12 protein-coding genes are annotated in these 15,029 nt (G+C 68.2%); 8 read left to right on the top strand and 4 right to left on the bottom strand.

The features are described from left to right. Positions 1 to 168 precede the first annotated feature (168 nt). From ACWEKR_RS07875 to ACWEKR_RS07865, 3 genes are read left to right on the top strand one after another with little or no spacing between them, the layout of a single operon-like run. Entirely contained in the window at positions 169 to 5,106 is a 4,938-nt protein-coding gene (locus ACWEKR_RS07875) for an NAD-glutamate dehydrogenase (RefSeq protein ID WP_452353834.1), read from the top strand. Continuing rightward, positions 5,103 to 5,567 (top strand): acyl-CoA thioesterase, encoded by a 465-nt coding sequence (locus ACWEKR_RS07870; protein ID WP_452353833.1) that lies wholly within the window; start codon positions 5,103 to 5,105, stop codon positions 5,565 to 5,567. Before ACWEKR_RS07875 ends, ACWEKR_RS07870 begins: the two co-directional genes overlap by 4 nt. A gap of 40 nt (positions 5,568 to 5,607) precedes the next feature. Beyond that, a complete protein-coding gene (locus ACWEKR_RS07865) occupies positions 5,608 to 6,273 on the top strand; it encodes a hypothetical protein (RefSeq protein ID WP_452353832.1) in 666 nt (221 codons plus the stop codon). Positions 6,274 to 6,514: 241 nt separating this feature from the next. Here ACWEKR_RS07865 and ACWEKR_RS07860 read toward each other — a convergent pair whose 3' ends face one another. Beyond that, the gene (locus ACWEKR_RS07860) at positions 6,515 to 6,823 is read right to left on the bottom strand and encodes an AzlD domain-containing protein (RefSeq protein ID WP_452354118.1); all 309 of its coding nucleotides are present in this window, start codon (positions 6,821 to 6,823) and stop codon (positions 6,515 to 6,517) included. Next, complete coding sequence (locus tag ACWEKR_RS07855) at positions 6,823 to 7,518, bottom strand: AzlC family ABC transporter permease (protein WP_452353831.1); 696 nt, start codon at positions 7,516 to 7,518, stop codon at positions 6,823 to 6,825. Before ACWEKR_RS07855 ends, ACWEKR_RS07860 begins: the two co-directional genes overlap by 1 nt. Before the next feature lie 302 nt (positions 7,519 to 7,820). Between ACWEKR_RS07855 and ACWEKR_RS07850 the strand changes: the two genes are divergently transcribed. Next, positions 7,821 to 8,387 (top strand): helix-turn-helix domain-containing protein, encoded by a 567-nt coding sequence (locus tag ACWEKR_RS07850; protein WP_195084819.1) that lies wholly within the window; start codon positions 7,821 to 7,823, stop codon positions 8,385 to 8,387. Positions 8,388 to 8,391: 4 nt separating this feature from the next. Here ACWEKR_RS07850 and ACWEKR_RS07845 read toward each other — a convergent pair whose 3' ends face one another. Then, complete coding sequence (locus ACWEKR_RS07845) at positions 8,392 to 9,096, bottom strand: HNH endonuclease (RefSeq protein ID WP_195084820.1); 705 nt, start codon at positions 9,094 to 9,096, stop codon at positions 8,392 to 8,394. Positions 9,097 to 9,339: 243 nt separating this feature from the next. Here ACWEKR_RS07845 and ACWEKR_RS07840 point away from each other — a divergent pair, with 243 nt between their 5' ends. The 4 genes from ACWEKR_RS07840 to ACWEKR_RS07825 all read left to right on the top strand — a co-directional run bounded on the left by ACWEKR_RS07840 (position 9,340) and on the right by ACWEKR_RS07825 (position 12,388). Next, positions 9,340 to 9,744, top strand: coding sequence for a globin (locus ACWEKR_RS07840; protein ID WP_452353830.1), 405 nt, complete (start codon positions 9,340 to 9,342; stop codon positions 9,742 to 9,744). Between the two features lie 205 nt (positions 9,745 to 9,949). Next, positions 9,950 to 11,554 carry a glycoside hydrolase family 13 protein gene (locus tag ACWEKR_RS07835; RefSeq protein WP_452353829.1) on the top strand — a complete coding sequence of 535 codons (1,605 nt, stop codon included), beginning with the start codon at positions 9,950 to 9,952 and terminating at the stop codon, positions 11,552 to 11,554. Positions 11,555 to 11,658: 104 nt separating this feature from the next. Beyond that, positions 11,659 to 11,937, top strand: coding sequence for an aa3-type cytochrome oxidase subunit CtaJ (gene ctaJ / locus ACWEKR_RS07830; protein WP_159842356.1), 279 nt, complete (start codon positions 11,659 to 11,661; stop codon positions 11,935 to 11,937). Continuing rightward, positions 11,924 to 12,388 carry a DUF5130 domain-containing protein gene (locus ACWEKR_RS07825; protein ID WP_452353828.1) on the top strand — a complete coding sequence of 155 codons (465 nt, stop codon included), beginning with the start codon at positions 11,924 to 11,926 and terminating at the stop codon, positions 12,386 to 12,388. The genes ctaJ and ACWEKR_RS07825 overlap by 14 nt, the downstream gene beginning before the upstream one ends. A 54-nt stretch (positions 12,389 to 12,442) precedes the next feature. Here ACWEKR_RS07825 and pepN read toward each other — a convergent pair whose 3' ends face one another. Beyond that, positions 12,443 to 15,025 carry an aminopeptidase N gene (pepN, locus tag ACWEKR_RS07820; RefSeq protein WP_452353827.1) on the bottom strand — a complete coding sequence of 861 codons (2,583 nt, stop codon included), beginning with the start codon at positions 15,023 to 15,025 and terminating at the stop codon, positions 12,443 to 12,445. Between the last annotated feature and the right edge of the window lie 4 nt (positions 15,026 to 15,029).

Raw genomic sequence — 15,029 nt, 5'->3', positions numbered from 1 at the left:
TGTGCCCGAAGTCGTCGCGTGCGACCCCGGCACACGAGCGGCGAATTCCGCGGTCGTGGTGAACACCTGGATGTCGAAAGGGATTTCACCCACGCGTCATCGGCGCACAGTTACCCTCGGACCGGCGTCACTTTGTTACGGAACCGATATCCGAGGGAGTTGGCGAAAATGACCGTCTCGTCCGAATTGTCCAGCGCGGCGTGGGCCGCGGGTTTGCCGCAGTCGCTGCGCGGCGAACTCGCGACGCTCGAGGAGGCGTACTTCCGCCACGTCGACGCGGGCGATGTGGACTGTGCGATCACCGGCATCACCCAGATCTTCCGCAGGCACCTCGAGTTGGCGGTGACGCGCCGCCCCGGTCGCGCGCTGGTGCGGGTGTATCACCCGGATGACGGCTCCGGAATCGGTGCGGCGGTGCAGATCGTCACCGACGACATGCCGCTGCTGGTGGAGTCGATCAGCTCCTCGCTGAGCCGGATCGGCGTGAGCGTCAGCGAGATCATCCACCCGATCTTCGAGGTCGAGCGGGACGAGCGGGGGCAGCTCACGCACGCCGCCGCGCACGAGGTGGACGGTACCGGCGCGGCGGGCCTGCGTGAATCCTGGATGCACGTGCAATTGCATCCCTCGACCAGTGCGGCGCTGCTGGCCAAGGTCGAGGCGGCGGTGCCGGACGTGGTGGACGATGTGCGTCAAGTGATCGGCGACACCGAAGCCATCGAGGACGTGCAGAGCAAACTGGCCGACGACCTGGACCAGGCGGCGCGATCCGGGACCGCGCCGTTCGAGCCGACCGAACTGACCGACACCGCGAATCTGCTGCGCTGGCTGGCCGGCGGGAACTTCACCCTCCTCGGTTACGCGCGCTACCGGCTGAACACCGACCAGGGCCGAGAGATGTCCACGGTCCTGCCCGCCACCTGCCTCGGGGTGCTGCGCCCGGACGTGGGCACCGACTTCCACGTGCCGGTCAACGGTGGTGACCGCCCGCTGCTGACGCTGACCCAGGGGCTGGTCCCCGCCACCGTGCACCGCGCGGTGTACCCGTACTTCGTCAGCGTCGCCGACTTCGACGCCGACGGAACGGTCATCGGTGAACACCTGTTCATCGGTGTATTCACCGTTACCGCCGTGCACGAGAACGTCTTGGATATCCCCGTGATCGAGCGCCGGGTCCGGTCGGCGATCGAGGGGAGCGGATTCGACCTGGAATCGTTCTCCGGCCAGGCGATGCTCGAGGTCATCCAGTCCTTCCCGCGCACCGAACTGTTCTCCGCCGACGGTGAGACGCTGCGCCGCACCGCCACTGCCGTGCTCGGCGTGGGCCTGCGCCGCCAGGTGCGCCTGTTCCTGCGCGCGGATACCTACGGCCGCTATGTCGCCTGCCTGGTCTATCTGCCTCGCGACCGATACACCACCAGCGCGCGGCTGGAGATGCAGGACATCCTGGTCCGCGAACTGGGCGGGGTGTCCATCGACTATTCCGCGCGGGTGGGCGAAAGCGACTTGGCGCGCGTGTATTTCACGGTGCGCATGCCGGAGGCCGAACTCGGCGTTCAGCGTCGCGCGACGCCCGCCGCCGACACGTCCGAACCCAACCGGCTGCGTCTGCAGGCCCTGCTCGCCGAGGCCAGCCGCACCTGGGACGACCGCTTGAACGACGAGGTGAGCACGTCGACGGTGCTCGATCCCGCCGTGGTGCAGCGGTACGCGGAAGCTTTCCCCGAGGGCTACAAACAGGATTTCGCCGCGGCCCGCGCGCTGGCGGACATCGTTCGGCTGGAGCGGCTGCGCGACGGACGGATCGACCAGTATCTGTATCGGAAGCCGGACTCGGCGCCGGGATCCTGGCGCTTCACGCTCTATGTCGGCGGCAGCGGTATCTCTCTGAGCCAGGTGCTCCCGCTGTTGCAGAGCCTCGGCGTCGAAGTGGTCGACGAGCGGCCGTACCAGCTCGAGCTGGAGGCCGCCGACGGCGGAGCCGGCGGTGAGCGGTGGATCTACGACTTCGGTCTGCTGGCTCGCGCGGAGCTGCTGCGCAGCTCGCTCGATCGGGATCTGGACGCGGAACTGCTCGAGTCCTCCAAGCGCGCCGATGTGCTGGAAGCCGAGGTACGCGGGCTGCGCGAGCGGTTCGTGGAAGCCTTCGAGGCCATGTGGTACGGGCGCGCGGAGGCGGACGGTCTCAACGAACTCGTGTTGCGTGCCCGGTTGCCGTGGCGGGCCGTCTCGATCCTGCGCACCTATGCGAAGTACCTGCAGCAGGCCGGTTTTCCATACAGCCAGGCCAATATCTGCCGGGTGCTGCTCACCTATCCGGATATCGCGCGCCTGTTCGTCGACTTGTTCGCCGCGCGTTTCGATCCCGACACCGTCTCCGCCGAGCACGCGAAGGACCTGGAGACCCAGGTGCGTGGGCGGATCGACGAGGTGGTCAGCCTGGACGCCGACCGCATCCTGCGCGCGATCCTCGGCCTGATCAAGGCGACGCTGCGCACCAACTACTACGTGACCGACGCGGAAGGAAACCCGCGCGACTACGTCTCGGTGAAGGTGGAACCGCGGGAAATCGCCGAATTGCCGAAGCCGAAGCCCCAATTCGAGATCTTCGTCTACTCGCCCCGAGTCGAGGGCGTGCATCTACGGTTCGGGCCGGTGGCCCGTGGTGGACTGCGGTGGTCGGATCGGTTGGAGGATTTCCGCACCGAGATCTTGGGTTTGGTCAAGGCGCAGGCGGTGAAGAATGCCGTGATCGTGCCGGTGGGCGCCAAGGGCGGCTTCGTGGTGAAGCAACCGCCCGCCGCCACAGGCGATCCGGTCGCGGACCGGCAGGCATTGGGCGCGGAAGGCGTCGCGTGCTATCGCACGTTCATTTCCGGCCTGCTGGACGTCACCGACAACGTCGACCGCGCCAGTGGGCAGGTGCTGCCCCCTGCGAGGGTCGTGCGGTGCGATGGTGACGACCCCTACCTGGTGGTGGCGGCGGACAAGGGCACGGCGACGTTCTCCGACATCGCCAACGACGTGGCGCAAAGCTACGGCTTCTGGCTGGGCGACGCGTTCGCTTCGGGCGGTTCGGCGGGTTATGACCACAAGGCGATGGGCATCACCGCCAAGGGCGCGTGGGAGAGCGTGAAGCGTCATTTCCGTGAGATGGACATCGACACCCAGACCCAAGACTTCACTGTCGTCGGTATCGGTGACATGAGTGGTGATGTGTTCGGTAACGGGATGTTGTTGTCGGAGCACATTCGGTTGGTGGCTGCGTTCGATCACCGCCATATTTTCTTGGATCCGGATCCGGATGCGGCGCGTTCGTATCGGGAGCGGCAGCGGATGTTCGCGTTGCCGAGGTCGTCGTGGGCGGACTACGACACGTCGCTGATCAGCCCCGGCGGCGGCGTGTGGGACCGCACGGTGAAGGCGGTGCCGATCAGCCCGCAGGCCAGGGCCGCCCTCGGCCTGGGCGATGACGTCGTCTCGCTGTCGCCGCCGGAACTGGTCCGCGCGATCCTGCTGGCCCCGGTCGATCTGCTGTGGAACGGTGGGATCGGCACCTACATCAAGGCGAGCACCGAAACCAACGCCGAGGTGGGTGACAAGTCGAACGACCCGGTTCGTGTCAACGGGAACCGATTGCGCGTCAAGGTGGTCGGGGAGGGCGGCAACCTGGGCGCGACGGCGCTGGGCCGGATCGAGTTCTGCCGTAACGGCGGCAAGATGAACACCGACGCGCTGGACAACTCGGCGGGCGTGGACTGCTCCGACCACGAGGTCAATATCAAGATCTTGCTCGACGCCGTCGTCTCCGGCGGTCAACTGCCACCGGACGAGCGCAATCCGCTGCTGGCCTCGATGACCGACGAAGTCGCGCAGATGGTCCTGCGGGACAACGTGGCGCAGAACTTCCTCATGGGGATCTCGCGTACCGAGGCGACGCAGATGCTGAGTGTGCAGATGCGGCTGATCGAGGATCTCGAACAGCGGCGCGGCCTCGATCGCGAGCTCGAAGCGCTGCCCTCGGATCAGGAGATGAAGCGCAGGTCGGAGGAAGGCTCCGGGCTGGCCTCGCCGGAGCTGGCCAATCTGATGGCGCACGTGAAGCTTTCGCTCAAGTCCGATCTGCTCGATTCCGACCTGCCCGACAGCCAGTACTTCGCCGCGCGGCTGCCGGACTACTTCCCGACGCCGCTGCGCGACCGGTTCGGCGCGGCGATCAAGCGTCACCGGCTGCGGCGGGAGATCGTCACCACGATGATCGCCAACGAGATGGTGGACTACGGCGGCATCACCTACGCGCACCGGCTCAACGAGGAGGTCGGCGCCACCACCACCGACGCGGTGCGCGCCTTCGCGGCGGCGACCGGAATCTTCGACCTGCAGGAGCGCTGGGCGCGCATTCGCGCCTGCGACGCACCCACCGCGGTGCGCGACCTGCTCGAACTGGAGACCAAGCGCACCCTGGACCGGGCGTCCCGGTGGCTGCTGAGCAACCGGCCGCAGCCGATCGCGGTGGGCTCGGAGATCAGCCGGTACCGCGCCGACGTGCGCGCACTCGCCCCGAAGGTGCCGGGGTGGCTGCGCGGACATCACGTGTTCACCCTCACCGACCGATCCGCCGAGTTGATCGCCCGTGGCGCGCCGACCGACCTGGCCACCGAGGTCTTCGGTCTGCTGCACCTGTTCCCGCTGCTGGACATCGTGGACATCGCCGACATCACCGATCGGGACGGCGACGAGGTCGGGTCGCTGTACTACGCGCTCAACGATCACCTCAAGATCGACTGGTTGCTGCAGGCGGTCAGCCACCTCGAACGCGGTGACCGCTGGCATGCGCTGGCGCGACTCGCGCTGCGCGACGACATGTACGGTTCGCTGCGCTCGCTCACGCTCGATGTGCTCTCCGGCGGCGACCCCGAGGAGACCGCGGACGAGAAGATTGCATACTGGGAGTCGAAGAATCAGTCCCGCCTCGGCCGAGCCAGGGCGGCGCTGTCGGAATTGTTCGAGTCCGGAACCCACGATCTCGCCACGTTGTCGGTTGCAGCGCGGCAAGTGCGGAGCATGGTGAGCGGGGTGGGCGCTCAATCGGAGGTACCACGTTGACGAGTTCGGTGAGCGGCAGCGGAAAGGCGTCGGGCAGTCTCGTGCTGCCCAGGCGTTTCCACGCCAAGGTGGACGTCAGGTGGTCGGATATGGACGTGTTCCAGCACGTCAACCACGCCCGCATGGTGACGTTGCTGGAAGAGGCGCGGATTCCGTGGCTGTTCGAGGACGGCCGTCCGACCGCCCCGCTGCGCGAGGGTTGCGTCCTCGCCGACCTGCGGGTCCGGTATCGCGGCCAGCTGCGGCACGAGGACACGCCGCTGGATATCGCCATGTGGATCGAGCAGTTGCGCGCGGTCGACTTCACCATCGGTTACGAGGTGCGGGCGGCGGGCGCGCAGCCCGATTCGCCCGCGGCCGTGGTCGCGTCCACGCAGATCGCGGCGTTCGATATGCGGGCGCAGCGGTTGCGCAGGCTCACCGATGCCGAGCGTGATTACCTGTCCGAATGGACGGAGTGAGCGTCGGCGCTGGTCGGATGCTGACGGCGGAGCGGCCGTGATGACAGAACAACGTGTGCTGCATGTGCCCGATCCGGCGGAGCGAGAGAATCTCGCGACGTTTCTGACCAGGGCCGTGCGGCTGGACCCTGCGGCGGTGGTGCGCCTGCGCCGCCGCGGGGAGAAGTACGTCGCGGCCTGGGTGGCGACGGGTTTCGAGGCGTTGGCGATGCGCACCGTGGTGGCCGAGCTCGGCGTCGACGACGTGACGGTCGGCGCCGATCTCGTGCTGGCCGGTTCGGCGAGCGGCGGTCGGATAGACCTCGGATACGCGATGGACTCCGCGTGGCGTGGCGCGTTGCCGCCCACGGACGGGTTCGCGCACGTCGATGACGTGCCCGCGCGCACGCTCGTCGAACTCGCCGAGCAGGGTGCGCAGCTGGCGAAGGAACACGGCAGTGGCCATGGCCCGCCGGCCTCGCTGCTCGATCAGGCGGTACTGACCGTGTCCGGCGCGGGCACCCGGGTCCAGGTGCCGATGCGGGTCGTCTTCGCGCTGACGGCGATGGACTTCATCCCGCATTCGGGGGAGAAGGCCGACCCCCGCCGCATCCCGCCCGCCGAGATCGTGCGCGTCCGGGCAACCAAGACATGGCTGCGGCTCGACGCTCGCTACGGTTCGGTCGCGCGCCGGCTGGGCGGAGGAATTCCTCTGCTGCCGCACTGAATTCCGTGGTGGCGGTCAGGGGCACCCGGGAGTCACGCGCCGCAGTCATGAAAGCCAGTGGTCTCGATGTCGATTGGTCTCGTGCACAACGAAATTCGCAGATGTAGGTGACGAAGCGAATTCTCGAGTAGCAAACGACTGCCCCGAAGCGATCGATGGGGCAGGCGGCGCCGTCGGCAGGAGGGGACGGCGCCGCCCGCCGCCGCGAGAAAGAAGCGGGCCGCCGGACAGTCCCGGTCGCTCAGGAGATGCCGAGCAGGCGCACGAATGCCGTTGTCGCGGCGGCCGCGAGGATGACCAGCAGAATGGGTCGTCGGAACCAAGCGACGAGTCCACCGGCGAAAACTCCTGCCGGCACGGCGAATCCGAGGTTCGCGGTGCCCAGCGGCAGGGTGGTGACGGCGACGAGCGCGGTCAGCAATACGACGGCGCCGATTTCCAGCAGCCGCACCATGCGCGCCGGAAGGCGCACTCGGTCACGCAGGGCGGGTCCGGCCCAGCGGAACGCGTAGGTGCCTGCGGCGAGGGCGACGACTCCGGCGGTCAGCATCACGCCGCTTCCCGTACGGTCGCCGGTTCGGGCTTCTCCCGCACTGCGACCAGCACCCCGGCCAGGGCGAGCAGGACCGGCAGCCCTGTGGGCAGGAACGGAGCGCTGACCAGCGCGATCGCTGTGCCGACACCCACCGCTGCGAGGGTGGTCCGGTCTCGCAGTGCGGGCAGCACCAGGGCGAGCAGAACCGCGGGGAACACCGCGTCGAGTCCGAGCGCCGAGGTGTCGGTGACCACCGATCCGATCAGCGCTCCGATGGCGGCGCCGCCGGGCCAGGCGAGCAGCACCCCCGCGCCGGTGATCCAGTAGGCCGCGCGCCTGCGTCGCGCGTCGGGCTGAGCGATGGTCATCGCGACGGACTCGTCGTTCATGAGATGGACGCCGAGCGGACGCCACCAACCCGCGCCGACCGCGTCGGGGACCGAAAGCCCGTACGGCACATGCCGGGCGTTCACCAGTAGTCCCGCCAGCATCGCCGCGAGGGGACTGCCGCCGGTGGCGACGATCCCGAGGAACAGGAACTCCGAACTCCCGGCGAGCACCACGCAGCCGAGCAACACCGGCAGCCAGACCGGAAAACCGGCCGCGACCGCCGTGGCCCCGTAGGAAATCCCGATCACCCCCACGGCGAGGCACACCGCCCCGATCCCGAGCAGTGCATTCCGGTCGAGTGTTCGCCATATCGAACGCATGTAGCTTATAGTGAACACGACGCGGCGCTCCGTCAACCTCTTGCCCGCAGGAGTTCCGCCGGGCAAGCGATGCGAGCAGCGCCCGCACCGGGCGCCGGGCAGAGCTCACGGCATAATCACGGCAACCACCACACGCAACGACAGAGCAGCACCACGGCGGCGCAAGTGCGCGGGGGCAACGACCAGGCGGCACCACCTCGGGCCTCTGGCGAAGCGAGAGCTGGCATGTGCTCTGCGCGGCCGAACCGACACGGCCGTGCACACCCAGCGCCGCAGGTGCGGGACGACCAACGGAGCGGGAAATGACGCAGCAGGACGCGACGACCACACCGCAGGCGGTGATCGCCGCCGCGCTGCGTCGCGAGCGCACTCGGGCCGGACTGTCGTTGAGCGAGGTCGCAGGTCGCGCCGGCATCGCGAAATCGACGTTGTCGCAACTGGAGTCGGGCGCCGGGAACCCGAGCCTGGAGACATTGTGGGCGTTGTGCGTCGCACTGGACATGCCGTTCTCTCGATTGCTCGACCCGCCGCGCCCGAAAGTCCACGTGATCCGCGCCGGGGAAGGCCCGGTGGTGGCAGCCGAGCAATCGGAGTACCGGGCGACCCTGCTGGCGGCCGGGCCGGCCAACTCCCGCCGTGACCTGTTTCGCATCACCGCGGAACCGGGGCACGCGCGCCGATCGGATCCGCATATCGCCGGTGTGGTCGAGCACGTGCTGCTCGCCGAAGGGCGCGCGCTGGTGGGCCCGGTCGACGCACCGGTCGAGCTACACCCGGGTGACTACATCGCCTACCCGGGTGATCGGCCGCACGTATTCGAGGCATTGGCGTCGCCGACCTGGGCGACGCTGGTGGTGGAGTACACCTGATCCGTCAGGCGGCACCCTCGCCGAGATACTGCAACCACACCGGGTCGAGTTCGGCGGTGGTGGACAGCAGGCGCCAGTGCGGTCCCTTCGGGGAGACCAGCGGGGCCCGTAGCGTCCAGCCCAGCTCGCTGAGCAGCTTGTCGGCTTTGCGATGGTTGCACGGCGCGCAGCTGGCGACGCAGTTCTCCCAGGAGTGCTCTCCGCCGCGGCTGCGCGGGATGACGTGGTCGATGGTCTCGGCCTTGCCGCCGCAGTATCCGCAGCGGTAGCGATCCCGGTGCATGAGGGCGGCGCGGGTCATCGGCACCCGGGCGCGGTATGGGACGTGGACATAGCTGCGCAGGCGGATCACCGAAGGAATGGCCACCGACGTCTCGGCGGAGTGCACTACCGGGCCTTCGTCGCTGTGATGAATGGCGTCGGCCTTGTCGCAGATGAGCAGGATGATCGCGCGGCGCGCGGACAAAGCGGTGAGCGGCTCGTAGGTGGCGTTCAACAGCAGCACCCGGCTCTTGAGCCAGTTCGTGCCCTCGGTGGGAGGGGCGGTGGGGCGGGGTCCGTGGTCGTGATGGCCACGATGTCCACCCGGATATCGTTCGGACAAGATGTGCAGCGGAGTAGCCCCCGACCCACGATTGTGGACGTCGGCGGGCTCGAGTTGTCGGTGCGCTCGCGCCTCGTGTGATCGGGCGCCGTGCCGCTGCTTCATCTCGACCTCGATTTCATGATTGGCAGGATCATGTGGTATCTGCAAAGCAGAGACTGTCACCCAGTTGACCATGGAATGTCGGGCATTGCACGGTGATTTTCGACAATGTCCGGTTAACTGTGGCTGAAGTGCCATTCCGGCGCGACGTTCCGGTTGCCGACCGGCGGCGGATGGGCGGTGCGGCGGCGGCGACCGGGCGCGGGCACAATGGACGGCGACGCATCCGGTGAATCGAGAGGGTCTATGACTTCGGGCGAGCAAACGGCGACGTCGTTCTACGAGGCGGTCGGCGGGGCGGAGACGTTCCGGCGGCTCGTCGCGACCTTCTACCGGGAGGTGGCCGCCGACGAGGTGCTGCGCCCGTTGTATCCGGAGGAGGATCTCGGCCCGGCGGAGCGTCGTTTGCGGATGTTCTTGGAGCAATATTGGGGCGGGCCGCGCACCTACTCCGACGAACGCGGCCACCCCCGCCTGCGCATGCGGCACATGCCGTTCACCATCGGCCCCGTCGAGCGGGACGCGTGGTTGCGGTGTATGCGCATCGCGGTGGCCGAGATCGAGCCCGCCATACTGGACGACGAACGTCGCAAGGCGCTGCTCGACTACCTCGAGATGGCGGCCAATTCGCTGGTGAACGCCCCCTTCTGACCCTCGGGGGCTGGTGTGTTTTCTACCGCGTTGTGGTGTCGGCAGATTCGCTGATGAACCGCCGGTGACCGGAACCTTGCGCGTGAGAAACGTGACTGAGCAGTGCTTTTCGCGTGATCAGCCGGCAGTGCCGATCATTTGCCAAGGCTCTGAATCGTCGTAGTACGCGAGAACTCGACCGTCGAAACTTTGGCACTATTGCGATGTGAGTGATGCACCAGCCTTAACGGCGTCGGCGGATCCCACCACCTCGTCATGGTGGCGGTCCGCCGTGTTCTACCAGGTTTATCCCAGATCCTTCGCGGACTCGAGCGGCGACGGGGTCGGCGATCTCGGCGGCGTCCGGGACAAACTGGGCTATCTCGAACTGCTCGGCGTCGACGCCCTCTGGATCTGCCCCGTGATGCGTTCGCCGATGGCCGACGGCGGCTACGACGTTGCCGATCCGCGCGACATCGACCAGCTCTTCGGCGGGCTCGCCGCCATGGACGCGCTGATCGCCGAGGCGCACGCCCGCCGGATCAAGGTCACCATGGACCTGGTGCCCAACCACACCAGCGACCAGCACCCGTGGTTCCGGGCGGCGCTGGCGGCGGCTCCCGGCAGCCCGGAACGGGACCGGTACATCTTCCGCGACGGCCGTGGTCCCGACGGCGACTTGCCGCCGAACAACTGGCCCAGCATCTTCGGCGGTCCCGCGTGGACCAGGATCACCGAACCCGACGGCACGCCCGGCCAGTGGTACCTGCACATCTTCGCCCCTGAGCAACCCGACCTGAACTGGACGAACCCCGAAGTCGTCGCCGATTTCGAGCAGACGTTGCGGTTCTGGCTCGACCGCGGCGTGGACGGCTTCCGCATCGACGTCGCGCATGGCATGGCCAAGCCCGACGACCTGCCGGACATGCCCGAGTTGTCCGTCTCGGCGCTGCTGGCGCACGACGACAGCGACCCGCGCTTCAACAATCCCGCCGTGCACGACATCCACCGCAGGATCCGCAAGGTGGTCGACGAGTATCCGGACGCCGTGACCATCGGGGAAGTGTGGGTGAACGACAACACCCGCTTCGGCGAGTACGTGCGCCCGGACGAACTGCACCTGGCGTTCAACTTCCGTCTCGCGGAATCGGCGTTCGACGCCGACGCGGTGCGCGACGCGATCGACAACTCGCTCGCCGCCGTGGCGCCGGTCTTCGCCGTGCCCACCTGGACGCTGTCCAACCACGACATCGAGCGGGAGGTCACCCGGTACGGCGGCGGCGCGCTCGGCGTCGCGCGGGCGCGGGCGATGGTGCTGGTGGAACTCGCGCTGCCAGGTGCGGTCTTCGTCTACAACGGCTCCGAACTGGGGCTGCCCAACGTCGACGACCTGCCCGACGACGTGCTGCAGGACCCGGTGTGGGAGCGGTCGGGGCACACCCAGCGCGGCCGCGACGGCTGCCGGGTGCCGCTGCCGTGGGAGGGTGTCGCGCCGCCGTTCGGGTTCACCACCGGGACGCCGTGGCTGCCGATTCCGCCCGAGTGGGCGCCGCTGACCGTCGAGGCGCAGCTCGAGGAGCTGGGGTCGACCTTGTCGCTGTATCGCCTGGCGATCGAACTGCGCGCGCTGCGGCCGGAGTTCGCGGGGGACCGGATCGAGTGGTACGGCAGCCCGGCGGGATGCCTGGCGTTCCGCCGCCCGGGCGGGCTGGTCTGCGTGCTCAACGCCTCCGACGCACCCATCCAGCTACCGCCGGGAGACCTGCTGCTGGCCAGCGCGCAGGCCGATGCAGGCCAGCTGCCGCCGAACGCGGCCGCCTGGTTGGTCTGAGTTCCGACGGAAAACCCCAGCTCGGTGTGGGTGCGACCGACACGGACGGCGGTCCGGCTCGACCGGACGGAGAACTACTACAGAGGATCGTCTACCTTTGATCCGTGAGCATTCTCGAGACAGTGCTGATCTTCGCCGGCATCCCGCTGGTGATCTACGGCGTGATCGCCGGATTGTCGTTCCTCGGTAAGCCACTGCCTGGCGAGAAGCCGGTCCACTTCACCCTCGGTCAGAAGTGGACCCAGCAGCCGGTGCTGTGGAGTGCCACCGAAGAGGTGATCGGCTCCGGTCACCACTTCGCGGAAACCCCGCATGGAGTGCATGCGGCCATCGAGTCCACCGAGGTGGAGCTGATCGGAGGACGGGCAAGTGGCAGGTTCTAAGTGGCCCGCGGTGGTCGAAGCCGATTTGCCGCACGGATACGCGATCACCAGTAGCGGACGCGTCTCCGGCGTGCACGAGGCGGGCGATGTGTTCAAGGAGGCGCCGTTCAACGATGAAGAGCGGCTGACCATGGACAACGTGCTCACCGAGGCGACCCGCGCGACCAAGGTGCGCTTCAACGTCTACATCGGCGATCTGGGCGAGGACCCGGCCGCGCGTGCGGACGCGATCTTCCCCGGCACGCCCGAGGCGGCGCACTCGGTGCTCATCGCCGTCTCACCCAACGAGAAGGCGATCGAGGTGCGCTCGGGCCGCGCGGTCGCCGACCGCGCGAACGACCGTGTCTGCCAGCTCGGCGTCACCGCCGCGCTGAGTTCTTTCCGGCAGGGCCAGCTGATCGACGGCGTGGTCTCCGCGGTCCGCGTGATGGCCGCCGCCATCGGAAGGTAAGAACGAACGCCGCACCGGCGCGTCCACCCGACCGGGCGGACGCGCCGGTTTCGTTCACGGCTGCGCGTCGAACGCGCGGGCGCGCAGTGAGCGTTCGATGCCCGCCTTGCCCTCGCTGACCAGGCGGCGCAGCGCCGGAGGGTGGTCGCCGGCGAGGAACTTGTCGGCGACGGCCACCGCGTCCTCGCTGATCGCCCAGTGCGGGTAGAGGCCGACCACCACGGTCTGGGCGACCTCGCTGGAGCGCCGCTCCCAGACGCCGGGAACCTCCGCGAAGTACCGCTCCACGTAGGGAGAGAGCAACTCACCCTGACCGGCGGGCGCGAAGCCGCCGACGATCGAGCGAGCGGTGATGTTGGGCACCGTGTCGTCGCCCATCACCGTCGCCCACGCCTGCTCCTTCACCTCGGCGATCGGACGCGCCGTCGCCGCGGCGGCCGCCTGCCGCTTGCCCGCGGCCGTGGGGTCGTTGGCCAGCTCCTGGTCGATGACCGGCGTGTCCAGGCCGTCGGCGTCCAATTCGCCCGCCGCGGCGAGGGCCGAGACGATCCGCCATCGCAGGTCGGTATCGATCACCAGGCCGGGCAGCCCGACTTTGGCCGGGTCGCCGTCGAGCAGTTCACCGAGCACCTCGGTGTGCCAGGCCGACAACTTCGCGCCGGTCAGCGCGTTGACGAAGGCCAGCTGGTGGTCCGAACCCGGCTCTGCCTCTCGCGCCAGCTCCAGCAGCCGATTGGCGAATTCCGGCCAGCCGGTGGTCGCGGCCCATTCCGGATCGGCGTAACTGCTCAGCGCGGTATTGGCCTGCATCAGCAGCCGCTGCACCACGCCGATCTCGCTCTCCGCGCCGACACCCCGCTCGACCAGCGCGACGAAATCGCGGGCGCGGAACTCGGCTTGCCGCGTCATCTCCCAGGCCGCCGACCAGGCCAGCGTGCGCGGCAGCGGCTCCGCGATGTCGGCGATGCGGTTGACCAGCACATCGAGCGAATCGGGGTCCAGACGGATCGAGCAGTAGGTGAGGTCGTCGTCGTTGACCAGGACGAACTGGCCGCGCGGCACGCCGATCAGCGCGGGCACCTCGGTGCGCTCGGCGGCCTCGAGGTCGAGCTCGACCCGCTCGGTGCGCACCAGCTTTCCGTCCCGCTCGTCGTACACGCCGATCGCCAGACGGTGCACGCGCCGCTCGCCCGCGCCCGGTTGCGCGCCCTCCTGCACCACCGCGAACGAGCTGAACTTCCCGTCGTCATCGACTTCGAACTCCGGGCGCAGGATGTTCAGCCCGGTGGTCTTGAGCCACTGCGCGCCCCAGGTGGACAGGTCGCGTCCGGACGACTTCTCCAGCGCCGACAGCAGATCGTCGAAGGTGGCGTTGCCGTAGGCGTGGTCGGCGAAGTACGCGCGCAGACCGGCCAGGAACGGTTCCAGGCCGACGTAGGCGACCAGCTGCTTCAAGACGCTGGCGCCCTTGGCGTAGGTGATGCCGTCGAAGTTCACCTCGACCGCGGCGAGGTCGGGGATGTCCGCGGCGATCGGGTGCGTGGAAGGCAGCTGGTCCTGCCGGTAGGCCCAGGACTTCTCCACGTTCGCGAACGTGGTCCAGGCGTTGGCGTATTCGGTGGCCTCGGACTGGCACAGTACCGAGGCGAAGGTGGCGAACGACTCGTTCAGCCACAAATCGTCCCACCACTTCATGGTGACCAGGTCGCCGAACCACATGTGCGCCATCTCGTGCAGCACGGTCTCGGCGCGGCGCTCGTAGGACGCCCGGGTGACCTTGGACCGGAAGACGTAGTCCTCCAGGAAGGTCACCGCGCCCGCGTTCTCCATCGCGCCCGCGTTGAACTCCGGGACGAACAGCTGGTCGTACTTGCCGAACGCGTACGGGACGCCGAAGTTGCGGTGGTAGAAGCCGAAACCCTGCTTGGTCTCGGTGAACAGCCGCTCGGCGTCCATGTGGTCCGACAGCGAGGCGCGGCAGTAGATGCCGAGGGGGATGTCGCCGTGGTCGTCGGTGTAGACGTCGGTCCACTGCGCGTAGGGACCCGCGATGAGCGCGACCAGGTAGGTGCTCATCCGCGGGGTGGTGCGGAAGACGTGCTTGCCCGGCTCCGGCGCGAGGGTCTGCACTACGGCGGCGTTGGAGATCACCTGCCAGTCCTCCGGTGCGGTGACCGCGAGATCGAAGGTGGCTTTGAGGTCGGGCTGGTCGAAGCAGGCGAACATCCGCTTGGCATCCGCCGTCTCGAACTGCGAGTACAGGTACACGGCGTCGTCGGTGGGGTCGACGAACCGGTGCAAGCCCTCGCCGGTGTGCGAGTACTCGCACTCGGCCTCTACCACCAGCTCGTTGCGCTCGGCCAAGTCGGTCAGCGTGATCCCAGTCGATTCGTCGTAGCCGGAGACGTCCAGTGCGGTGCCGTTGAGCACCGCGGAGCGTACGCCGCGCGCCACGATGTCGATGAACGTGCTCGCGCCTGGCGTCGCGGTGAAGGTGACGGTGCTGCGGGAGAAGAAGGTTTGCTCGCCCGGGGCGCCCGCACCGTCGGTAAGGTCCAGCTCGACGCGGTAGTTCTCGACCGACACCGTCGCGGCGCGTTCGATCGCCTGGTCGCGAGTGAGGTTGGGTGCGGACATAAGG

The organism is Nocardia sp. NPDC004573 (genome assembly GCF_053602135.1).
The sequence above is the reverse complement of the archived record's forward strand: the minus strand, read 5'-3'. Positions and strand labels throughout refer to the sequence as shown.